This window comes from Sphingomonas sp. BK580 (assembly GCF_014194975.1).
GTDB lineage: Bacteria > Pseudomonadota > Alphaproteobacteria > Sphingomonadales > Sphingomonadaceae > Sphingomonas.
In genome coordinates, this window is record NZ_JACIAY010000004.1 from 104,337 (window position 1) to 125,457 (window position 21,121).

Genomic DNA, 21,121 nt, shown 5'->3' on the forward strand with positions numbered 1-21,121 from the left:
TGGGGTGGGGGCCGTCGGCGGGCGGGCGTGCGCGGCACGGCCCACCCCTAGCCCCTCTCCCGAAGGAGAGGGGGACAGGAAGCGTTACTCCGCCGCGATCGCGACGCCGTCCTCGTCCACGCCCAGGTCCATCGTCTTGAGATCGACGTTGAGACCCAGCGAGCGCATCTCCTTGACGAGTACGTTGAAGCTCTCGGGGATGCCGGCCTCGAACGTGTCGTCGCCCTTGACGATCGCCTCGTAGACCTTGGTGCGGCCGACGACGTCGTCGGACTTCACCGTCAGCATCTCCTGCAGCGTGTAGGCGGCGCCATAGGCCTGGAGCGCCCACACCTCCATCTCGCCGAAGCGCTGGCCGCCGAACTGCGCCTTGCCGCCCAGCGGCTGCTGGGTGACGAGCGAGTAGGGCCCGATCGAGCGTGCGTGGATCTTGTCGTCGACGAGGTGGTGCAGCTTGAGCATGTAGATGATGCCCACGGTCACCTTGCGGTCGAACTGATCACCGGTGCGCCCGTCGAACAGGTCCGACTGGCCCGAACGATCGAGCCCGGCGAGCTCCAGCATCTCGGCGACATCGGCTTCCACCGCGCCGTCGAACACCGGCGTCGCCATCGGCACGCCCGCCTTCAGGTTCTGCGCCAGCTCGACGATCTCGTTGCCGTCGCGGGCGCGGATGTCGTCGAGATAATGCTCGCCGTAGACCGTCTCGAGCCGCTCCTTCACCGCCGCGGGCATCTCGCCCGCGGTGGCGTCGGGGTTGGCCTCGCGCCAGTCCTCGAGCGCGTGCGAGATCTGCTGGCCCAGGCCGCGCGCGGCCCAGCCCAGGTGGGTCTCGAAGATCTGCCCGACGTTCATGCGCGACGGCACGCCCAGCGGGTTGAGCACGAGGTCCACCGGCGTCCCGTCGGCGAGGAACGGCATGTCCTCCACCGGCAGGATGCGGCTGATCACGCCCTTGTTGCCGTGGCGGCCGGCCATCTTGTCGCCCGGCTGAAGCTTGCGCTTCACCGCGACGAACACCTTGACCATCTTGAGCACGCCCGGCGGCAGCTCGTCGCCGCGCTCCAGCTTCTCGCGCCGATCCTCGAACTTGTCGCGGATCTTCTTGGCGGCCTCGTCATACTGCGCCTTGACCGCTTCCAGGTTGGCCTGGACCGCGTCGTCCTGCACCGCGAACTTCCACCACTCGTGGCGGTCGACGCTGTCCAGCAGGTCCATGTCGATCGTGGCGCCCTTCTTCAGGCCCTTCGGCACCGCCGTCGCGACCTGGTCGAGCAGCATCTCGCGCAGGCGCGACCAGGTGGCGCGGTTGAGGATGGTGCGCTCGTCGTCCGAGTCCTTCTTCAGGCGCTCGATCTCCTCGCGCTCGATCGCCATCGCGCGCTCGTCCTTGTCGATGCCGTGGCGATTGAACACGCGCACGTCGACGATCGTCCCGGCGACGCCCGGCGGCAGGCGCAGCGAGGTGTCGCGCACGTCGCTGGCCTTCTCGCCGAAGATGGCGCGGAGCAGCTTCTCCTCCGGCGTCATCGGGCTCTCGCCCTTGGGCGTGATCTTGCCGACCAGGATGTCGCCCGGTTCCACCTCGGCGCCGATGTAGACGATGCCCGCCTCGTCGAGGTTGCGCAGCGCCTCCTCGCCGACGTTGGGGATGTCGCGGGTGATGTCCTCGGGCCCGAGCTTGGTGTCGCGCGCCATCACCTCGAACTCGTCGATGTGGATCGACGTGAACACGTCGTCCTTCACGATCCGCTCGGAGATGAGGATCGAGTCCTCGTAGTTATACCCGTTCCACGGCATGAACGCGACGAGCGCGTTGCGGCCCAGCGCCAGCTCGCCGAACTCGGTCGACGGGCCGTCCGCGATGACGTCGCCGACGTTGACCACGTCGCCCACCTTCACCAGCGGGCGCTGGTTGATGCAGGTCGACTGGTTCGAGCGCTGGAACTTCATCAGCGTGTAGATGTCGACGCCCGACTCGGTCGCGCTGACGTCACCCGTGGCTCGGATGACGATGCGGCTGGCGTCGACCTGGTCGACCACGCCGGCGCGCTTGGCGGCGATCGCCGCGCCCGAGTCGCGCGCGACGGTCTCCTCCATGCCCGTGCCGACGAACGGCGCCTCGGCCTTGACCAGCGGCACCGCCTGGCGCTGCATGTTCGAGCCCATCAGCGCGCGGTTGGCGTCGTCGTTCTCCAAGAACGGGATCAGCGACGCCGCGACCGACACGAGCTGCTTGGGGCTCACGTCCATCAGCGTGATCGTCTCGGGCAGCGCCATCAGGAACTCGCCCGCCTGACGCGCGGAGACGAGCTCCTCGGTCAGCCGGCCGTCCGCGTCGAGGTCGGCCGAGGCCTGCGCGATCGTGTGCTTGGCCTCTTCCATCGCCGACAGATAGACCACCTCACCGGTGACCTTGTTGTCGACGACCTTGCGGTACGGCGTCTCGATGAAGCCGTACTTGTTGACGCGGCTGAAGCTCGCGAGCGAGTTGATCAGGCCGATGTTCGGGCCTTCCGGCGTCTCGATCGGGCAGATCCGGCCGTAGTGCGTCGGGTGGACGTCGCGGACCTCGAAGCCGGCGCGCTCACGCGTCAGACCGCCCGGCCCGAGCGCCGAGACGCGACGCTTGTGCGTCACCTCGGAGAGCGGGTTGGTCTGGTCCATGAACTGCGACAGCTGCGACGAGCCGAAGAACTCGCGCACCGCCGCGACCGCGGGCTTGGCGTTGATCAGGTCGTTCGGCATCACCGTCGACACGTCGACCGACGACATGCGCTCCTTCACCGCGCGCTCCATGCGCAGCAGGCCGACGCGATACTGGTTCTCGAGCAGCTCGCCGACCGAGCGGACGCGGCGGTTGCCGAGATTGTCGATGTCGTCGATCTCGCCCTTGCCGTCCTTGAGGTCGACCAGCGTCTTGACGACAGCGAGGATGTCCTCGGTGCGAAGCGTCGTCACCGTGTCCTCGGCGTCGAGGTCGAGGCGCATGTTGAGCTTGACGCGGCCCACCGCCGACAGGTCGTAGCGGTCCGGATCGAAGAACAGGCCGGCGAACAGCGACTCCGCGGTCTCGAGCGTCGGCGGCTCGCCGGGGCGCATCACGCGATAGATGTCGGACAGCGCCTGCTCGCGCTCCTCGGCCTTGTCGGCCTTGAGCGTGTTGCGGATCCACGGACCGGTGGTGACATGGTCGATGTCGAGCAGCTCGATCCGGTCGATCCCGGCCTTGTCGAGCTTCTCGAGGCTCTCCGGCCCCATCTCGTCACCGGCCTCGACGTAGATCTCGCCGGTCTTCTCGTTGATCAGGTCGTAGGCGGAGTAGCGGCCGTAGATCTCCTCGGTGGGGATCAGCAGCGTCTGCAGCCCGTCCTTGGCCGCCTTGTTGGCGGCGCGCGGGGTCACCTTGGTGCCCGCGGCGAACACCACCTCGCCGGAGGCGGCGTCGATCAGGTCGAACGTCGGCTTCACGCCGCGCCAGTTCTCCGCCGCGAACGGGATCTGCCAGCCACCCTCGCCGCGCACGTAGGTGACGCGGTTGTAGAAGTGGTTGAGGATCTCTTCCGAGTTGAGGCCGAGCGCGTACAGCAGCGCCGTCACCGGCAGCTTGCGCTTCCGGTCGATGCGGACATTGACGATGTCCTTGGCGTCGAACTCGAAGTCGAGCCACGAGCCGCGATAGGGGATGACGCGCGCGGCGAAGAGATACTTGCCGCTCGCGTGCGTCTTGCCGCGATCGTGGTCGAACAGCACGCCCGGCGACCGGTGCATCTGCGACACGATCACGCGCTCGGTGCCGTTGATGAAGAAGGTGCCGTTCTCGGTCATGAGCGGCATGTCGCCCATGTAGACGTCCTGCTCCTTGATATCGAGCACCGAGCGGGTCTCCGTATCGGGATCCACCTCGAACACGATCAGGCGCAGCGTGACACGCATCGGCGCGGCATAGGTGATGCCGCGCTGGCGGCACTCCTCGACGTCGAACTTCGGCGGCTCGAGCTCGTAGGTCACGAAGTCGAGCTCGGCGGTGCCGGCGAAGTCGCGGATCGGGAACACGCTGCGCAGCGTCTTCTCGAGACCCGAGACATAGCCGATCGAGGGATCCGAGCGCAGGAACTGCTCGTAGCTCTCGCGCTGGACCTCGATCAGGTTCGGCATCTGCACGACTTCGTGGATGTTGCCGAAGACCTTGCGGATGCGCCGCTTGCGCGTGCCGCTGAGCCGGTCGGAGCGCGCGGAGCCCGCGTCGATCGCCTTGGTTGCCATAGGAGCGTGTGCCTCGTCAGCCAGAATATACGGGCGCATGGAACCGAACGGCGAAAGGCCGCGCGTCTGATCCCAGCCAAGCGGGAGACGGCGACCTTCAGCGTCCTGAACCCCTCGACCCATACGTATGGCCCGCTGCGCGACGGCGTGCCATGTCCCGAGATCGAAGGAAGTGAGCGGGATATAGGCTCGTCGTGTTGGAGCGTCAACCGGGCGGGGGCGGCGCGGCGGCCCGGGGCAGGGCGGTTGACCTCGCCCGTGAGCGCGGTAGCGCATGCGGCGATGTCCACGCGTAACCTCCTCGTCCTGCTGGCGGCCGCGCCGCTCGCTCTGCCTGCGTCGGCGCAGCAGGCGACGCCGGCGCCCGTCACCACCGTCCCGCCCGCCGACTCGGCGGTACCGCCGCCGATCACCTGGTCGCTGCCGCCGGGCCCCGGTGCGACGCCGAGCGCCCCCGCGGTGGTCGCGCCGGTGCGAGTCGCGCCGACACCGCGCCCGGCGCCCACCGCCCGCGCGACACCCGTGCCGTCGCCGCGGGCGAGTGCGACCCCGCGCGCCGCCCAGACCCCGATCCCACGCGGCGCCGCGACACCGGCCGGAAGTGCGCCAAGCGCCGTCGCCGCGCCGGTTGCCGCACCAAGTCCGTCGCTGACACCGGCCATCGCGGCCGCCGTCGCGACACCGTCGCCGACGGCGTTGCCCAGCGCCGCGGCGACCAGCATCGTACCAGTGCCTCCTCCCGCCTCCGGCCCGCCGGCGCCGTTGTGGCGGGCCGACTGGCTGATCGCGGCCGGGCTCATCCTGCTGGGCGGCGTCGCGCTGCTGCTGTGGCGGCGGCGCCGTTCACACAGGGAAGAGGTGGACGCCGACGAGGTCGCCGCCGCCCCGGCGGCAGCCGAGGCCGGCGCTCACCCGCCGTCCGCCTCGGAGCGGGCATCGCCCACCGATCCCGCGTCAGGCGCCCCCCGGCCCGCGTCCGCCGCGGCGCGCGCGCGTCTCGCGCTGGCGCTGCGCCCGCGGCGGGGCGGGATCAACCTGCTCACCGCGACGCTCGACGCCGAGCTGGAGATCGTCAACACCGGCGACGCGCCGGCGGACGCGATACACGTCGCGGCGCGGCTGCTGAGCGCGCACCGCGACCAGCAGGCGGAACTGGACGCGCTGTTCGCCGAGCCCCGTGTGCGCCCCGCGGTGGCACCGTTCGCGCTCGCGCCAGGCGAGGCGCGTGCACTGCGGCTGCTACTGACCTTGCCGCGGTCCGCGATCCGACCCATCGACATGGGCGGGCGCGCGATGTTCGTGCCCGTCGCGGTGGTGGACGTGCGCTATGCCAGCGGAGCGGGGGAGGCGCAGAGTGCGGCGGCGTTCGCGGTCGGCGTCGAGCGCGACGGCGCGTCGAAGCTCGCGCCGTTCTGGCTCGATGCGCCCGCGCGGATGCACGAGACGCTCGGCGCGCGGCCACACGGCGAGCCGGTACGGCGCTGACGCTGATCGCGGTCGTGCGCAGCGGTCGCGCCCACGGTCGCGAGCTCGCGCGGCGACCTCCAAGCCATGGCCGTCACCCCGGACGTGATCCGGGATACATCCTCCGCGCACGCCGCGGGACCTGCTCCTGCGGCCCGGTGATCCCGAACGACGTCCGGGATGACGGGGGAGGGGCGCGACGGCGGCGCGCAGGGCCCCTCGACCGCACGAGGACGGCGGCGCGTCCCCCCGTGACACCCCACCAACGCGAACGGGGCGACCTTCCGCCAGGAAGGCCGCCCCGCTGCTGCTGAGCCCGTGACCCGCGGGCGAACCCGCGAGATCCGGTATCGGCTTACTTGAGCTCGACGGTCGCGCCGGCTTCCTCGAGCTGCTTCTTGACCTTCTCGGCCTCGTCCTTGCTCACGCCTTCCTTGACCGGCTTCGGCGCGCCCTCGACGAGCGCCTTCGCCTCCGTCAGGCCGAGCCCGGTGATCGCGCGGACCTCCTTGATGACGTTGATCTTCTTGCCACCGTCGCCGGTCAGGATCACGTCGAACTCGGTCTTCTCCTCGGCGGCCGGCGCACCCGCGCCCGCGCCACCGGCGGCCGGGGCAGCGGCCACAGCCGCGGCGGCCGAGACGCCCCACTTCTCTTCGAGCAGCTTCGAGAGCTCGGCGGCCTCGAGGACGGTCAGCTCGCTCAGCTGGTCAACCAGCGCGTTCAGGTCTGCCATGATCATACTTCCTATCAAGCGGGGACAGGTGCCCCATGTTCACAAACAAATGCCGGTCAGCTGCCCGATCAGGCGGCTTCCTTCTCCGCGTAAGCGGAGAGGACGCGCGCGATCTGCGCGGCCGGTGCCTGGGTGATCGTCGCGATCTTCGTGGCCGGGGCCACGATGAGGCCGACGAGCTTGGCGCGCAGCTCGTCCAGCGACGGGAGCGTCGCCAGCGCCTGCACACCGGCCAGGTCGAGCGCCGTCGCGCCCATCGCGCCGCCGACGATCTCGAACTTGTCGGTCGTCTTGGCGAAATCGACCGCCACCTTGGCCGCCGCGACCGGGTCGGTCGAGGAGGCCAGGCCGACCGGACCCGTCAGCATATCGCTGAGCGAGCCATAGTCCGTGCCGTCGAGCGCGATCCTGGCAAGCTTGTTCTTCGAGACCTTGTAGCTCGCGCCGGCGTCCCGCATCCGGTTGCGCAAGTCGGTCGACTGCGCCACCGTCATCCCGAGGTTGCGGGTGACGACCACCACGCCGACCTTCGAGAAGGTATCGTTCAGCTCGGCGACGGCCGCGGTCTTCTGACTACGATCCATGCCATTCTCCACGTTGGGACAGGAGGCCGGGGCCGCCTGTCCGGGTACGAACCGCCGTGCGCAGGCGCCCGGCGATAAAGTCCAGCGATGGGGAATGGGAGCCCGTGCGGGCAGCGGCAGCACGTGCCCTCGAGAGGCGCACCGCGGCCGCGTTGGTCCTGTCCCCGCCTCGGCGGGGAATTAAGGCCCTGGGGCCACCCGCTGTCTCGGACGGTGCGTCATCGCCCGGGGGCGGGACGCGCGGGGCGGCACATAGCGGATCGCGCGCGCCAGTCAAGCACGTCGCCGCTGTCACGTAGGCGTAACACCCACGTCATCTCGCTCTCATCAAACTGTCGTGGCGGTGCCTTGGAGCGCGGCCAAAGAGCGTCGGCACAAGCAGACAGCGCCCAGGGAGCGTCATGACCGACCAGCAGCTCAGCCTCGCCACCGCGTCCTATGACGACGGTGACGTCGACACCAATCCGACCCGCAACCCGCACCTCGCCGATCTCGTCGCGCGTCGCTACTCGCGCCGCCAGATGATGGGCGGGATGAGCGCGATGACCACCGCGGTGTTCGGCGGCGCGCTGCTCGCCGGCTGCGACGACAATGGCAACGACGTCATCACCGTGTCCGACGGCGTCAACGTCCAGACGCAGGGCGGCCGCGTGGTGACGCTCACCGCCACCGCGACCGACAATGCCAGCACGACCAAGTTCACCCAGGTCAGCGGCCCGACCGTACCGGTGATCGCGAGCGGCAACTCGATCACCTTCACCGCGCCCAACGTCGCCCAGTCGACCGCGCTCGTGTTCGAGTTCACCGCCAGCGGCGGCAGCGGCTCGAGCAGCGCGCGCTCGACCGTCACCGTGCTGCCCGCGACGCTCGCCTTCACCGCGGTGGCGAAGAACCTCAACGACGTCGTCACCGTACCGTCGGACTATCAGGTGACCGTGCTGTACCGCCTCGGCGACCCGATCGCGGCGGGCGTCGCGGCCTATGCCAACAACGGCACCGATACCAACTTCGCGCAGCGCGCCGGCGACCATCACGACGGCATGTCGTTCTTCGGCCTCGCCGCGAGCGGCAACGCGCCCGACACCACCAACAACACGCGCGGCGTGCTGGTGCTCAACCACGAGAACATCACCCAGGCCTATCTTCACGCCAACGGCCCGTCGCCGTCGCCGCGCCCCGAGGCCGAGGCGATCAAGGAGATCGAGGCGCACGGCGTCTCGGTGATCGAGGTCACCCGCGCCAGCAACACCGGCGCGTGGAGCTACGTCCAGGGCAGCGCGCTCAACCGGCGCATCACGCCCAACACGCCGGTGCAGTTCAACGGGCCGGTGCGCGGCAACGCCGCGCTGCGCACGCTCTACTCGGCCAACGGCACCACCGGGCGCGGCACGATCAACAACTGCGCCAACGGCTACATGCCCTGGGGCACCTACCTCACCAACGAGGAGAATTGGGCGGGCTACTTCCGCCGCACCGCGGGCGACGCCGCGGTCCGCACCGCCGCGGGGAACGCCAAGCAGAACGTGTCGCTCACCCGCTACGGCATCAGCGAGGGCCGCGCCGGCAATTACGGCTGGACCACGGTGACTCCGTCCGACGCGGCGAGCACCGTCTTCGCGCGCTGGAACGCCACCGCCGGCGCCAGCGCCGCCGCGGACGGCACCGCTGACTTCCGCAACGAGCCCTTCCAGTTCGGCTGGGTCGTCGAGATCGACCCCTACACGCAGACCTCCACGCCGCGGAAGCGCACCGCGCTCGGCCGGATGAACCACGAAGGCTGCATGGCCGGCCGCGTCGTCGCGGGCGTGCGCCCCGCCTTCTACATGGGCGACGACGCGCAGAATGAGTATATCTACAAGTTCGTCTCGGCGACGCCCTGGGTCGCGGCCGACGCGACGCCGAGCGACCGTCTCGCCACCGGCGACAAGTATCTCGACACCGGCACGCTCTACGTCGCCCGCTTCAACGCCGACGGCAGCGGCACCTGGCTGCCGCTGACGTTCGGGCAGAACGGCCTGACCGCGTCCAACGCCAGCTACGCCTTCGCCGATCAGGCCGACGTGCTGATCAACGCGCGCCTCGCCGCCGACGTGCTCGGCGCGACGCGGATGGACCGGCCGGAGTGGACCGCGGTCAACCCGGTCAACGGCGAGATGTACTGCACGCTGACCAACAACTCGTCGCGCACCCCGGCGACCACCGACGCCGCCAACCCGCGCGCCTACACCGATCCCAAGCTGCCGCAGGGCGACGTCGTCAACGCCGACCCGCCCACCAGCGCGCAGGCGACGCGCGGCAACGCCAACGGCCATGTCATCCGCCTGCGCGAGACCGGCGACACCACCGAGGCGACCGGCTTCACCTGGGACATCTACGCCTTCGGTTCGGGCGCTGACCTCGACCCGACCAACATCAACCTCTCGGGCCTCGACGCCAGCAACGACTTCTCCTCGCCCGACGGGCTGTGGTTCGGCCTGCCGAGCAACGCCAGCGGGCAGGTCGCGCCGGTGCTGTGGATCGAGACCGACGACGGCGCCTATACCGACGTCACCAACTGCATGCTGCTCGCGGCGATGCCGGGCAGCGTCGGCGACGGCGGCACGCGCGTGGTCAACAACACGCTGACCACGGCGGCCAACACCACCACGACCAGCACGACCACCACGCGCATCGGCGCGGCGCCGGGCAGCAAGCTCAAGCGCTTCCTGGTCGGGCCGAAGGAGTGCGAGATCACCGGCATCACCTCGACGCCGGACGGCCGCTCGCTCTTCGTCAACATTCAGCATCCGGGCGAGAACGGCGGCCCGGCGAACATCACGTCGAGCTGGCCGGCGAACCAGGCCGGCGCGGTGACCACCCCGACGCGCCCGCGCTCGGCGACGATCGTGATCACCAAGACCGACGGCGGCGTCGTCGGTCTCTGACCGCACGGCGAGGAGGGCGCAGCCGCCCGGCCGACGGCGGCGGCGGTGTCTCTAGCGACCGACGTGCGCTTACCTGTTCCCCGGCGAAGGCCGGGGCCCAGGTGGGAGACGTCGGGTGTCTTCACAACGGCCATCCCGACTAGGCCCCGGCCTTCGCCGGGGAACAGCTTAGCCCTACGACGCCAGCGTCATCGCGCCATCCTCACCGCACCCCGCGCGACCAACCGAGCATCGCCGCCGCCAGCGCCGCCGTGGCGGGGTCGTGCCCCGGTGCGATCACCACGAACTCCATCGTCGGCAGCGCCGGCAGCGACTCCCCTGGCGGCAGCACCGCGAGCCCCGCGGGCAGTAGCCGCGCCGAGTGCGGCATCACGCCGAGCCCGGCGCGCGCCGCCGCGCTCAGCCCTGTGAGGCTCGCGCTGGTGAAGGCGACGCGCCACGTCCGCCCGGCCTCTTCCAGCGTGGCGATCGCGCGCGCGCGGGTGACGCTCGGCGGCGGGTAGAGCAGCAGCGGCAGCGGGGCCTCGGCCTCGACGCGCCAGCCCTCGCGCCCGACCCAGGCGATCGGCTCCTCCCACGCCAGTGTGCCGCGCCGGTCGCCGTTGCGGCGCTTGACGAAGATGAGGTCGAGCTGCCCCGAGTCGAACGCCTCGTAGAGGTGCTCGCTCAGCCCGGCGCGCAGTTCGAGGTCGACCTCCGGGTGGCGGCGCGCGAAGCCGGCGAGCACGTCGGGCAGCGCCGAGAGCACGAAATCCTCCGACGCGCCGAGCCGCAGCCGCCCACGCAGCGGCACCGCGGCGAGGTGCCGGGTCAGCCGCTCGCTCGCCGCCAGTACCGCGCGGGCCTGGTCGAGCAGCGCCTCGCCGTCGGGGGTGAGCGCGACGCGGTGCGTGTCACGATCGATCAGCCGCCGCCCGGCGAGATCCTCGAGCCGACGGATGTGCTGGCTCACCGTCGACTGGCGGAGATCGAGCGAGCGCGCGGCGGCGGTGAAGCTGCCGTGCTCGGCGACGGCGAGGAAGGTGCGGAGGAGGTCGAGCGCGATGTCGGGCATGGTCATCACGTTAGATGATCACCGATATCGCGGCTATCGGGTTTGTGCATGAAGCACGATCGCCTAAATGAAGACTGAAGCGGTACCATCCGCCCTTTCGTCATCCCCGCGAAGGCGGGAATCCAGACGCGCGAACCTCGAGGCTGGAGGCGCGGCGTCATCGTGTCTGGATCCCCGCCTTCGCGGGGATGACGAAAGGGGGGGTAGGGTTCGACCAAAACGCTCCTCACGAAACGACGCCACCCCGAACGAAAGGCTCCGCATGTTCTCCCGCCCCTTCCGCTGGCCGCGCGTCGACCGCTACCTGCTGCTGCTGATCGCGACCGTCGCGCTCGCCGCGCTGCTGCCCGCGCGCGGCGCCTTCACGAGCGTCGCCGACGGGGCCGTGACGGTCGCGGTCGCGCTGCTGTTCCTGTTATACGGCGCGCGGCTCGCGCCCGAGGCGATCTGGGCGGGGCTCACGCACTGGCGGCTGCAGGCGCTGGTGTTCGCCAGCACCTTCGTGCTGTTCCCGATGATCGGCCTCGCCACCGCGGCGGCGACGCGACCTCTCCTGCCCGCGCCGGCGGTGACGGGGCTCCTGTTCCTCAGCCTGCTGCCCTCGACCGTGCAGTCGTCGATCGCCTTCACCTCGATCGCGCGCGGCAATGTCCCCGCGGCGCTGTGCAGCGCCTCGCTGTCGAATCTCGTCGGCACGCTGCTCACCCCGCTGCTCGTCGCGCAGCTGATGCCCGCGGCGAGCGGGGGCGTGTCGCTCGCCGCGCTGGAGGAGATCGCGGTGCAGATCCTGCTGCCCTTCGTGGTCGGCCAGCTGCTGCGCCCGCTGATCGGCCAGTGGCTGCTGCGCCACCCGAAGCTCACCGCGACGGTCGACCGCGGCTCGGTCCTGGTCGTCGTCTACGCCGCCTTCAGCGCGGGCATGGTGGCGGGGATCTGGACGCAGGTGTCGGTGGTGGACCTCGTCGCGATCGTCGCGATCGCCAGCGCGATGCTGACGCTGGTGCTCCTCGCCACCCGCGCCGCCGCCCGTGCGCTCGGCTTCAGCACGGAGGACGAGATCGCGATCGTCTTCTGCGGCTCGAAGAAGAGCATGGCGAGCGGCATCCCGATGGCGGCGATCCTGTTCCCGGCAGCCTCGGTCGGGCTGATCGTGCTGCCGCTCATGCTGTTCCACCAGATCCAGCTGTTCGTCTGCGCGGTGCTGGCGCGCCGCTACGCCGAGCGCGCGGCCACGCCCTCGCCGGCGCTCGCCGCGGTCACGGGTAGCTGACGGTCTTGGGCACCTCGGGGATCGGGATCCACTCCTTCTCGTCGCCGGGCACGCGCGCGAACTCGCCCGCCATCCAGGCGCGCTTGGCCTCGCGAATCGCGTCGCGTGACGAGTGGACGAAGTTCCACCAGACGTGGCGCTTGGTCGCGAAGGCGGCGCCGCCGGCGAGCATCGCGCGCCCGCCCAGCGCCGAGCTCAGCGTCGCGGCGGTACCGGGGCGCAGCACGTAGAGCTTGCGCGGTTCGAGCACGAGCCCGTCGAGCGCGGCCTCGCCCTCTGCCAGATAGAGCGCGCGCTCGTCGGTGCTGACGTCGATCGGGACGCTGGCGCCGGGGTCGAGCACGACATCGGCGTAGATCGTGTCGGCGTAGGTGGTGGTCGGCGCGCGTGCCCCCCACAGCGATCCCATGATGACGCGCGCGCGCGCGCCGCCGGCCTCGACGATCGGCAGGTCGCCCGCACCGACATGCTCGAACGCGGGAGCGATATCCTCGCGCCCGTCGGGCAGCGCGAGCCAGGTCTGGATGCCGGCGAGCGCGGGACCGTCGGCGCGGACGTCGGCGGGCGAGCGCTCCGAGTGGACGATGCCGGTCCCGGCGGTCATCAGGTTGACCGCGCCGGGCGTGATCCGCGCGTCGGTGCCGAGCGAGTCCTTGTGCTGGAACGCGCCGTCGAACAGGTAGGTGACGGTCGACAGCCCGATATGCGGGTGCGGGCGCACGTCGACGCCGTCGCCGGGGGCGAGATGCGCCGGGCCCATTTGGTCGAAGAACAGGAACGGGCCCACCATCGTGCGCTCGCGATGGGGCAGGGTGCGATACACTTTGAAGCCGCCGAGATCGTGCGTAGCGGGCTCGAGCGTCTGCAGGATCAGGTCGTCGCGGGTCGACATGGCGCGTCTCTCGGGTTGCGGGTGACCGGGCTAGCAGGTTGGCGGCGCGGCGGGAACCTCCGGGGCCGGCGGACGCGGGAACGCGCGCGCGTGCCGCCCGTTGACGCGCGCATGACCCAGAAGAGCAAGCCGAAGGGCAAGAGCAAGCGCGGCTACAAGCCGGATCACCACCGCCGCGACCGCGCGATCGCGGCCGCCGGCCTGATCGGCGCGATCGCCGCGGGCGTCGGCGCGGCGCTGAAGTTCGGCTGGTTCGACCGCTACTTCCCCGGCGACGACGCCGAGCATGCCGCGCCGGACCTGGCCGCGGACGCGCCGACCCCGGGCACGAGCCGCGCCCCCGAGGCGTTCCGGCCGGACCCGACCGCGCCGGTGCCCGCGTCCGAGCGCGAGTCGCTCCGCCCCGCCACCGGTCCGGCGCCCACGCTCGCGGCCACGCGCGGCGAGATGGCCAACCAGACCGGCGCGGCGAACTGAGGCTGCCGGTCGAGGCTCTGTTCTCATGCCCCGGCGAAGGCCGGGGTACGCGACGGGCGGTCCGAACCCGCTCGAGTCAGAACCACCGCATCACGGTCACAGGAAAGGGCGTCCAGCGCCCGACTCGCACCCCCGCCGCCGCCAGCGTGTTCCCGGTCCAGGCGTTGCAGGTCGTGATCGCGTCGTACCGTCCTGCGCCTGGGTAGAAGGCGTCGTAGCCGTAGTAGCCGCGCACCGCCGGCCCCGCGGCGCGGCTGGCGCGGATCTTCGCCGCCAGCCGCCGATACTCCTCCGGCCGCAGCACGATCGCGCGCACGTCGTCGCCGAGCAGCGGTCGCGGCACGTGCTCGACGTGGACCAGCGTCGAGTCGCTGCCGAACGCCGCGCCGAGCAGCACGCCGGGCCGGACGTCCCACCAGGTCGGCGTGCCGAGGTAGAAGCCGCGCTCGCCCCAGCCGATCGCGAGATGGTCGTAGCCGGCGTAGCGCGGATCGGCGAGGTCGCCGGCGGGGAAGTCGGCGGTCCAGTCGATCCCGGCGGCGCGCCTGGGCAGCACCAGCCCGGTGTGGACGCCATTGTCCTCGACCCAGATCGTCACGCCCCGCGCCGGCGGGTGCCAGCCGCCGTTGCGCGGGAGCAGGCCGCCGATCGTCCCGGCCACCGCGTAGCCGAACAGCAGCAGCGCGAGCGCGGCGAGCAGGCGACCGAGCGAGGCGGATAGTCGGGCCACGCGGCCATGCTATACCGTGTGGCATGACCGAGGAAACACATGTGCTCGATTCCCCGCCGCCCGGCGCCGCGCCCGACTGGACCGTCGCGCAGGACTGGTCCCACTATACCGCCGAGGAGCATGCCACCTGGGACACGCTGTTCCAGCGTCAGCGCGCGCTGCTGCCCGGTCGCGCGTCCGAGGCGTATCTGCGCGGACTCGAGGTGCTCAACCTGTCCAAGCCCGGCATCCCTGACTTCGCCGAACTGTCCGAGCGGCTGATGAAGCTGACCGGCTGGCAGGTGGTGGCGGTGCCCGGTCTGGTGCCCGACGACGTGTTCTTCGACCATATGGCCCATCGCCGCTTCGTCGCGGGCAATTTCATCCGCCGCCCCGACCAGCTCGACTACATCCAGGAGCCCGACGTCTTCCACGACGTGTTCGGGCACGTGCCGATGCTCGCCGACCCGGTCTTCGCGGATTATCTGGAGGCCTATGGCCGCGGCGGGCAGCGCGCGCTGGAGCTCGGCGCGCTCAAGCAGCTCGGCCGGCTCTACTGGTACACGGTCGAGTTCGGGCTGATCGACGAAGGCGACGGGCTGCGCATCTACGGCTCGGGGATCGTCTCCTCCGCGGCGGAGACCCGCTTCGCGCTGGAGAGCGACAGCCCGCATCGGATCGCCTTCGACCTGAGGCGGGTGATGCGCACGGACTACCGCATCGACGATTTCCAGCAGAACTACTTCGTGATCCCGAGCTTCGACGCGCTGCTGCGCGCGACGGTGGAAACTGATTTCGCGCCGCTCTACGGCGAGATCCTGGCGCAACCCGACGTGCCCGTGGCGACGATCCTGCCCGACGACACGGTGATCACGCGCGGCACCCAGGCGCACGCGCGCGCCCCCGCGAGCGCGTGAGGACGACCGATCGACGGTGACGTCGCCGATGTCGCGCGAAAGTTCCCAGCAAAATTGATCAAAGGCTTGTTTTGACTGCCTCGCGCTGGGGCAGTGACGGTTAACATGAGGGGTCACCCCGATCGACGCTCTCGGGCATTCTGAGCGACGGCTTCGTGCAACGAAGTCGTGTTCCAGTCAGGGAGTTCGTACATGAGATCTGTCGTCGCTATCGCCGTCGCCGCCGCCGCGGTGATCGGTGCTGCCGCCCCAGCCGCCGCCGCCACCTATCCGGTCGGCTCGGACAACTTCAAGGCCACCCCGGGCGCCGGCGGCACCTTCGCGGGCGCCTTCCAGGTCACCGGTCTCGCCGCCGGCGTGTTCTCCGACACCTTCACTTTCACGCTGCCGACCAACGGCCTGGGCAGCGGCACGGTGTCGACCAGCGTCACCGATCTCGGCTCGGTCAACGATCTGGACTTCACCTCGGTGACGATCAACGACATCGCCGCTTCGATCACGAAGACGGCGGGCGGCGCGTTCGAGGTGGCGTTCGTCAACAGCGTGCCGATCGTGGCGGGCCAGCTCAACCGCCTCGTCGTCACCGGCGTGTCGCGCGGCAACGGCGCGTACGGTGGCCAGGCGACCTTCACCCCGATCAGCTCGGCGGTGCCCGAGCCGGCCACCTGGGCGATGATGATCATGGGCTTCGGCGTGGTCGGCTATGCGATGCGCCGGCGGCGCACCGCGGTGCGCTTCAGCCAGGCGATCTGACGACCCACTCGCCGCGCGTCGACGTGAGTCGACGCATCGAGGGCGGCGCCCGTCGCGCCGCCCTCACCCCCGCGCCGGCCGACCCGCCGGCGGTCAGGACCATCGCACCATGCTGAGCCGCCCGATCACGCCGTCGCTCGCGGGCACGACCCGTGTGACGTACTGCCAGGACCAGCCCAAGCGCTTCCTCTGCGAGCGCGACGAGGCGTCGCTGCCGACCGCCGGCGGATTCGTCGCGCTGGGCGACGCGCGCTACGCGGTGCGCCGGGTCGAGCGGATCGCGCGCGAGGCGCTCGCCTATGTCATGCCCGACTGATCGTCGCGCGGCGCTGCTCAGTCGTCGACCTGGTGGTTGTGCTGGGTCAGTCGGGGATTGTGCGCGCTGTTCTTGAACACCAGCATCACCGCCACGATCGCGACGATGCCGATGGCGATCGCGATCAGCAGGCGTTTGGCGGCATAGCGGCCCGGCTCTCGCGACATCATCGGCTCCACAGTCTCGCGCTTCAACGCGGCGCTAGCGGCTCCGGGCCCGCGGCGATATCACCTGGAGCATGAGCACCGCCGGCACCATCGTCATCCTCACCGGCGCCGGTGTCTCGGCCGAGAGCGGTATCGCGACTTTCCGCGGGCCCGGCGGCTTGTGGGAAGGCCACCGGGTCGAGGACGTGTGCACGCCCGCGGCGCTCGCGCGCGACGCCGCGCTGGTGCACCGCTTCTACGACCTGCGCCGCGCCGCGCTCGACACCGTCACGCCCAATGCCGCGCACGACGCACTGGCGCGGCTCGATGCCGCCTGGCCGGGCGAGCTGCTGATCGTGACCCAGAACGTCGATGACCTGCACGAGCGCGCCGGTGCGCGCCGGCTGCTCCACGTGCACGGGGAATTGCGTTCCGCGCTGTGCGCCGCCTGCGGCTCGCGCCGCGCCTGGCATGACGCGCTGCCGCCGGCGACCATCTGCCCGGCCTGCGCGGCGCCGGCGCTGCGTCCCGACATCGTCTTCTTCGGCGAGATTCCGTACGAGATGGAGCGGGTCGAGGCGGCGCTGGCGCGCGCCGACCTGTTCGTCTCGATCGGCACCTCGGGAGCGGTCTATCCCGCCGCCGGCTTCGTTCGCGCCGCCGCGGCGGCGGGCGCGGCGACGCTCGAGCTCAATCTCGAGCGCTCGGCGGGCAGCGCCTGGTTCGACGAGACCCGACTGGGGCCGGCGGGCGTGCTGGTGCCGGCATGGGTCGACGCGGTGCTGGCGAGGTGAGCGCCTTCATATACTAGTGGGTTCGCGCCGGCCGGGAAGATCGGTCCTCCCGCGCGGACGTGTCGCTGCGAACCTGCCGTCGATCGGCGGCGCGGGGGAGACACGCCAGCAGGCGATCGAAGGCGCAGGTTCAAGGGGCGACGCTCGCCGGCGCGGTTGAGCCGGTGAGCAGTCGCCCTCAACGTCGCCGCTCTGCCAGACGCACCACCTTGCCGCCGCTCGTCAGCGCGGCGAGCGCGGCGGCCAGGTCGACGCGGCGGAACGGCTTGGCAAGCTGCGGCAGCTCGAGCGCGAGGTCGCCGCCGGCATAGCCCGTCACCACCAGCACCGGGAGCGCCGCGTCGCGGCGATGCACCGCCGCGGCGAGCTCGGCGCCGTTCATCCTCGGCATCATATAGTCGGTGAGCACCGCGTCCACCGCGAGCCCGTCGTCGAGAAGCGCCAGTGCGGCGGCGCCGCCGTCCGCCTCGGTGACATGGTGACCGAGGTCGCGCAGCATCTCGGCGGTGCCGGCGCGCACCAGCTCCTCGTCGTCGACGAGCAGCAGACGGAGCGGCCTGGTCTCGACCACCCGCTCGCCCGCGCCGTCGCGCGCGCCCGTGTCGGCCTCGCGCCCCGCGACGGGCAGGTAGAGGTCGGCGCGCGTGCCCTGGCCCGGCCGGCTCGTCATCACGAAGGCGCCGCCGAGCTGTGCGGCGAGTCCGTGCACCATCGACAGGCCCAGGCCCGTGCCCTTGCCGCGCTCCTTGGTGGAGTAGAAGGGCTCGACCGCGCGCGCCAGCGTCGCCTCGTCCATGCCGGTGCCGGTGTCGATCACCGCCAGCCGCACATAGGCGCCGGGCGCGAGCCGCAGCGATGCGCCCGGTCCGATCGCGGCGGTCTCCGCCACCACGGTGAGCCGCCCACCGTCGGGCATCGCGTCGCGTGCGTTGACGCACAGGTTGAGCAGCGCGAGCTCGAGCTGGTTGGGATCGGCGAGCGCGGGCGGCAGGTCGTCGGGCAGCACCAGCTTGAGCTCGACCCGGCTGCCGACCGAGCTGGCGATCAGGTCGCGCATGCCCTCGATCAGCGCCGCGGTGTCGACCGCGCGGGTCTCCAGCGCCTGCCGCCGCGCGAACTGGAGCAGGCGCTGCACCAGCGTCTTGGCGCGCTCGGCCGACTGGAGCGCGCCGTCGATCAGCCGCGCGGCGCGCGGATCCTCGACGTAGCGCTTGCCGATGAGGTCGAGCGCCCCAGTGATCGGCGTGAGGAGGTTGTTGAAGTCGTGCGCGACACCCCCGGTGAGCTGGCCGATCGTCTCGAGCTTCTGCGCCTCGTGCAGCTGCGCCAGCGCTCGCTCGCGCTCGTCGATCGCGTCTGCGACGCGGCGCTCCAGCGTCTCGTTGAGCTCGCGCAGCGCGATCTCGGCACGCTTGCGCTCGGTCACGTCCTGGAAGATCACCGCCACCTCGCGCCGGCTCGCCGGCTCGACGCGGAAGGCGGCGAGTTCGAGGTGGCGCCGGGTCGCGACCAGCTCGCGCTCGAAGCGGATCGCCTCGCCGCTGGTCAGCACGCCGCGATACAGCGCGATCCAGCCCTCCGCCTCATCGCCGACCATGTCGCGCACCTTGCGCCCGATCACGTCGGCGATGCCGGTGTGGCGCTCGTAGGCGGGGTTGGCCTGGACATGAACATAGTCGCTCAGCGGGCCGTGCGGGCCGTCGAGGAACTCGATGACGCAGAAGCCCTCGTCCATCGTGTCGAACAGGGTGCGCAGCCGCGCCTCGCTCTCGCGGATCGTGATCAGCCGCGCGCGCGCCTCATATTGCCGCCGCCGCCCGCGGATCGCGGCACGCGCGAGGCTGATCAGGGTCGTCGGGTGGAACGGCCGTTCGAGGAAGGTGACGTTGCCGAGCAGTTCGAGATGGCGCACCGCCGCGGGGTTGCGCTCCAGCCCGCCGCCGCGGCTGGTCAGCAGGATGAACGGCAGGTCGGACCATTCCTCCTGCTCGCCGATCCAGCGCGAGAGCGCGCGCACGTCGGCGGTGGCGATCGCCTCCTCGGTGACGATGGCATAGCCGGCACCGCGGTCGAGCTCGGCGACCAGCCCCGGGAGCGTGTCGCACGCGCCCGCCTCCAGCCCCGCCTCGGCGAGCATCGCGGTGGCCACCGCGGCGTCGCGCCCGCGCGGTGCGAGCACCAGCGCGCGTTCCGAGACGGTGGTGCGCTTCACGCGTCCTCGCGTCGCAGCAGCACGGGGTCGCCGCGCAGCTCGGGTATGCCGCCGAGCACGCCCTGGAAGCCGGTCAGCGGCTCGCCCAGCGTGATGCCGCGCGCGCCGATCTGATACTCGCGGATCGTGTCCTCGTGCGGGCCGGTGCGCTTCTTCACCACCGAGATGGCGCGGCGCACGCGGCCGAGCGCCTCGAAGTAGCGCAGCAGGATGACGGTGTCGGCGAGATAGGTGACGTCGACCGGTGTGCTCATCCCGCCGACCAGCCCGTGCTGCGCCACGGTGAGGAAGGTGGTCGCGCCGCGGCGATTGAGATATTGCAGCAGCTCGTGGAGGTGGAGCACCAGCGCCTGCTCGCCGGGCATCGCCGCCTGATAGCCGTTGAGGCTGTCGACCACGACGGTCTGCGCGTCATGCTCCTCGACGCAGCGGCGCACGCGCGCGGAGAACTCGCCCGGGGTCAGCTCGGCGGCGTCGACCTGCTCGAGCGTGAGGCGGCCCGCCTCGACCATCGCGGCGAGATCGATGCCGAGCGCGCGGGCGCGCTGCACCAGCGTGCCGACCTCCTCGTCGAACACGAACATCGCGGCGCGCTCGCCGCGTGCCACCGCGGTCGTGATGAAGGTGAGCATGAGCAGCGACTTGCCCGTGCCCGCCGGGCCGAGCACCAGCACGCTGGAGCCGCGCTCGATGCCGCCGCCCAGCAGCCCGTTGAGCTCGGCCGTGTCGGTGGCGACGAGGTCACGCGCGAAATCGCCCTTGTGCTCGGCCGAGATCAGGCGCGGATAAACGTGGACGCCGCCGGTGAGGATGGTGAAATCGTGGTAGCCGCCGCGGAATCGCCGCCCGCGATATTTGATCACGCGCATCCGCCGCCGCTCGGCCCCGTAATCGGGGGCGAGCTCCTCCAGCCGGATCACGCCGTGCGCGACCGAGTGGACGGTCTTGTCGTTGGTATCGGTGGTGAGGTCGTCGAGCATCACGACCGTGGCGCCGCTCCGCGCGAAATAATGCTTCAGCGCCAGGATCTGCCTGCGATAGCGCAGCGAGCTCTGCGCGAGCAGACGGATCTCGGAGAGACTGTCGATCACTACGCGATCGGGGCGCGCGCGCTCGAACGCCTGGAAGATACGCTTGGTGGTCTCGCCCAGCTCGAGGTCGGAGGAGTAGAGCAGGCTCTGCTGCTGCTCCTCGTCGAGCAGGTTCTCGGGCGGGATCAGTTCATAGACGTCGACCCCCGTGAGGTCCCAGCCGTGTGCCGTCGCGGTGGCGCGCAGCTCGTCCTCCGTCTCCGAGAGCGTGACGTAGAGGCAGCGCTCGCCCAGCGCCGCACCGGCGAGCAGGAACTGCAAGGCGATGGTGGTCTTGCCGGTGCCGGGGCTGCCCTCGGTCAGGAAGGTGCGCGCTCGCTCCAGCCCGCCGCCGAGCACGTCATCGAGCCCGGCGATCCCGGTACGCGCGTCGCCTGCGCTGGTTACTGGCACTTCTTCCTCCGCCCCATGTCGCGGCGCACCCTAGCACAGCCGCGCGGGGAGGGTAGCGCGAGCGCGTTGAGGGGGATCAAAGCGACCAAGCGAAGGTGCTCCCCGCCATGCGGCGAGGATCGT

17 protein-coding genes are annotated in these 21,121 nt (G+C 71.0%); 8 read left to right on the forward strand and 9 right to left on the reverse strand.

The features are described from left to right. Positions 1-84: 84 nt before the first annotated feature. Positions 85-4,266: a DNA-directed RNA polymerase subunit beta gene (gene rpoB / locus FHY05_RS09335; RefSeq protein WP_183944125.1), complete on the reverse strand. Its 4,182-nt coding sequence runs from the start codon at positions 4,264-4,266 to the stop codon at positions 85-87. 282 nt (positions 4,267-4,548) lie between these two features. On the opposite strand from rpoB, the gene FHY05_RS09340 reads away from it, so the two are divergent. Beyond that, entirely contained in the window at positions 4,549-5,751 is a 1,203-nt protein-coding gene (locus FHY05_RS09340; protein ID WP_183944126.1) for an LPXTG cell wall anchor domain-containing protein, read from the forward strand. A gap of 334 nt (positions 5,752-6,085) precedes the next feature. Here the strand turns inward: FHY05_RS09340 and rplL are convergent, their stop codons facing one another. After that, on the reverse strand, positions 6,086-6,466 hold the full coding sequence (gene rplL / locus FHY05_RS09345; RefSeq protein WP_132909894.1) for a 50S ribosomal protein L7/L12: 381 nt from the start codon (positions 6,464-6,466) through the stop codon (positions 6,086-6,088). 68 nt (positions 6,467-6,534) lie between these two features. After that, a complete protein-coding gene (gene rplJ, locus FHY05_RS09350) occupies positions 6,535-7,050 on the reverse strand; it encodes a 50S ribosomal protein L10 (protein WP_183923716.1) in 516 nt (171 codons plus the stop codon). Between the two features lie 401 nt (positions 7,051-7,451). Here rplJ and FHY05_RS09355 point away from each other — a divergent pair, with 401 nt between their 5' ends. After that, positions 7,452-9,974: a PhoX family phosphatase gene (locus FHY05_RS09355; protein WP_183944127.1), complete on the forward strand. Its 2,523-nt coding sequence runs from the start codon at positions 7,452-7,454 to the stop codon at positions 9,972-9,974. Positions 9,975-10,176: 202 nt separating this feature from the next. Here FHY05_RS09355 and FHY05_RS09360 read toward each other — a convergent pair whose 3' ends face one another. After that, positions 10,177-11,034, reverse strand: coding sequence for a LysR substrate-binding domain-containing protein (locus FHY05_RS09360; protein ID WP_183944128.1), 858 nt, complete (start codon positions 11,032-11,034; stop codon positions 10,177-10,179). 256 nt (positions 11,035-11,290) lie between these two features. On the opposite strand from FHY05_RS09360, the gene FHY05_RS09365 reads away from it, so the two are divergent. Further along, a complete protein-coding gene (locus FHY05_RS09365; RefSeq protein WP_183944129.1) occupies positions 11,291-12,298 on the forward strand; it encodes a bile acid:sodium symporter family protein in 1,008 nt (335 codons plus the stop codon). Here the strand turns inward: FHY05_RS09365 and FHY05_RS09370 are convergent. Continuing rightward, positions 12,285-13,190 carry a pirin family protein gene (locus tag FHY05_RS09370; RefSeq protein WP_183944130.1) on the reverse strand — a complete coding sequence of 302 codons (906 nt, stop codon included), beginning with the start codon at positions 13,188-13,190 and terminating at the stop codon, positions 12,285-12,287. The two genes, FHY05_RS09365 and FHY05_RS09370, sit on opposite strands and share 14 nt — an antisense overlap. Before the next feature lie 111 nt (positions 13,191-13,301). Here FHY05_RS09370 and FHY05_RS09375 point away from each other — a divergent pair, with 111 nt between their 5' ends. Then, positions 13,302-13,667, forward strand: a complete 366-nt coding sequence (locus FHY05_RS09375; protein ID WP_183944131.1) for a hypothetical protein — start codon at positions 13,302-13,304, stop codon at positions 13,665-13,667. A gap of 76 nt (positions 13,668-13,743) precedes the next feature. Here the strand turns inward: FHY05_RS09375 and FHY05_RS09380 are convergent, their stop codons facing one another. Then, positions 13,744-14,397, reverse strand: a complete 654-nt coding sequence (locus FHY05_RS09380) for a TIGR02117 family protein (RefSeq protein ID WP_311732428.1) — start codon at positions 14,395-14,397, stop codon at positions 13,744-13,746. Between the two features lie 23 nt (positions 14,398-14,420). Here FHY05_RS09380 and phhA point away from each other — a divergent pair, with 23 nt between their 5' ends. The 3 genes from phhA to FHY05_RS09395 all read left to right on the forward strand — a co-directional run bounded on the left by phhA (position 14,421) and on the right by FHY05_RS09395 (position 16,362). After that, entirely contained in the window at positions 14,421-15,293 is an 873-nt protein-coding gene (gene phhA / locus FHY05_RS09385) for a phenylalanine 4-monooxygenase (protein ID WP_183944132.1), read from the forward strand. A 192-nt stretch (positions 15,294-15,485) separates the two neighbouring features. Further along, complete coding sequence (locus FHY05_RS09390; RefSeq protein WP_183944133.1) at positions 15,486-16,046, forward strand: FxDxF family PEP-CTERM protein; 561 nt, start codon at positions 15,486-15,488, stop codon at positions 16,044-16,046. Positions 16,047-16,155: 109 nt separating this feature from the next. Further along, the gene (locus FHY05_RS09395) at positions 16,156-16,362 is read left to right on the forward strand and encodes a hypothetical protein (RefSeq protein ID WP_183944134.1); all 207 of its coding nucleotides are present in this window, start codon (positions 16,156-16,158) and stop codon (positions 16,360-16,362) included. A 17-nt stretch (positions 16,363-16,379) separates the two neighbouring features. Here the strand turns inward: FHY05_RS09395 and FHY05_RS09400 are convergent, their stop codons facing one another. Beyond that, a complete protein-coding gene (locus tag FHY05_RS09400; RefSeq protein WP_183944135.1) occupies positions 16,380-16,529 on the reverse strand; it encodes a hypothetical protein in 150 nt (49 codons plus the stop codon). A gap of 71 nt (positions 16,530-16,600) precedes the next feature. On the opposite strand from FHY05_RS09400, the gene FHY05_RS09405 reads away from it, so the two are divergent. Beyond that, entirely contained in the window at positions 16,601-17,302 is a 702-nt protein-coding gene (locus FHY05_RS09405; protein WP_183944136.1) for an NAD-dependent deacylase, read from the forward strand. 178 nt (positions 17,303-17,480) lie between these two features. Here FHY05_RS09405 and FHY05_RS09410 read toward each other — a convergent pair whose 3' ends face one another. Both FHY05_RS09410 and FHY05_RS09415 read right to left on the reverse strand, forming a co-directional pair. Continuing rightward, a complete protein-coding gene (locus tag FHY05_RS09410; protein WP_311732429.1) occupies positions 17,481-19,514 on the reverse strand; it encodes an ATP-binding protein in 2,034 nt (677 codons plus the stop codon). Next, positions 19,511-20,998 carry an ATPase domain-containing protein gene (locus FHY05_RS09415; protein ID WP_183944137.1) on the reverse strand — a complete coding sequence of 496 codons (1,488 nt, stop codon included), beginning with the start codon at positions 20,996-20,998 and terminating at the stop codon, positions 19,511-19,513. The genes FHY05_RS09410 and FHY05_RS09415 overlap by 4 nt, the downstream gene beginning before the upstream one ends. Positions 20,999-21,121: the final 123 nt, after the last annotated feature.

Bases quoted from the DNA above. Each gene is read 5' to 3' on its own strand.
- rpoB (WP_183944125.1), bottom strand. From the start codon at position 4,266: ATGGCAACCAAGGCGATCGACGCGGGCTCCGCGCGCTCCGACCGGCTC.
- FHY05_RS09340 (WP_183944126.1), top strand. From the start codon at position 4,549: ATGTCCACGCGTAACCTCCTCGTCCTGCTGGCGGCCGCGCCGCTCGCT.
- rplL (WP_132909894.1), bottom strand. From the start codon at position 6,466: ATGGCAGACCTGAACGCGCTGGTTGACCAGCTGAGCGAGCTGACCGTC.
- rplJ (WP_183923716.1), bottom strand. From the start codon at position 7,050: ATGGATCGTAGTCAGAAGACCGCGGCCGTCGCCGAGCTGAACGATACC.
- FHY05_RS09355 (WP_183944127.1), top strand. From the start codon at position 7,452: ATGACCGACCAGCAGCTCAGCCTCGCCACCGCGTCCTATGACGACGGT.
- FHY05_RS09360 (WP_183944128.1), bottom strand. From the start codon at position 11,034: ATGACCATGCCCGACATCGCGCTCGACCTCCTCCGCACCTTCCTCGCC.
- FHY05_RS09365 (WP_183944129.1), top strand. From the start codon at position 11,291: ATGTTCTCCCGCCCCTTCCGCTGGCCGCGCGTCGACCGCTACCTGCTG.
- FHY05_RS09370 (WP_183944130.1), bottom strand. From the start codon at position 13,190: ATGTCGACCCGCGACGACCTGATCCTGCAGACGCTCGAGCCCGCTACG.
- FHY05_RS09375 (WP_183944131.1), top strand. From the start codon at position 13,302: ATGACCCAGAAGAGCAAGCCGAAGGGCAAGAGCAAGCGCGGCTACAAG.
- phhA (WP_183944132.1), top strand. From the start codon at position 14,421: ATGACCGAGGAAACACATGTGCTCGATTCCCCGCCGCCCGGCGCCGCG.
- FHY05_RS09390 (WP_183944133.1), top strand. From the start codon at position 15,486: ATGAGATCTGTCGTCGCTATCGCCGTCGCCGCCGCCGCGGTGATCGGT.
- FHY05_RS09395 (WP_183944134.1), top strand. From the start codon at position 16,156: ATGCTGAGCCGCCCGATCACGCCGTCGCTCGCGGGCACGACCCGTGTG.
- FHY05_RS09400 (WP_183944135.1), bottom strand. From the start codon at position 16,529: ATGTCGCGAGAGCCGGGCCGCTATGCCGCCAAACGCCTGCTGATCGCG.
- FHY05_RS09405 (WP_183944136.1), top strand. From the start codon at position 16,601: ATGAGCACCGCCGGCACCATCGTCATCCTCACCGGCGCCGGTGTCTCG.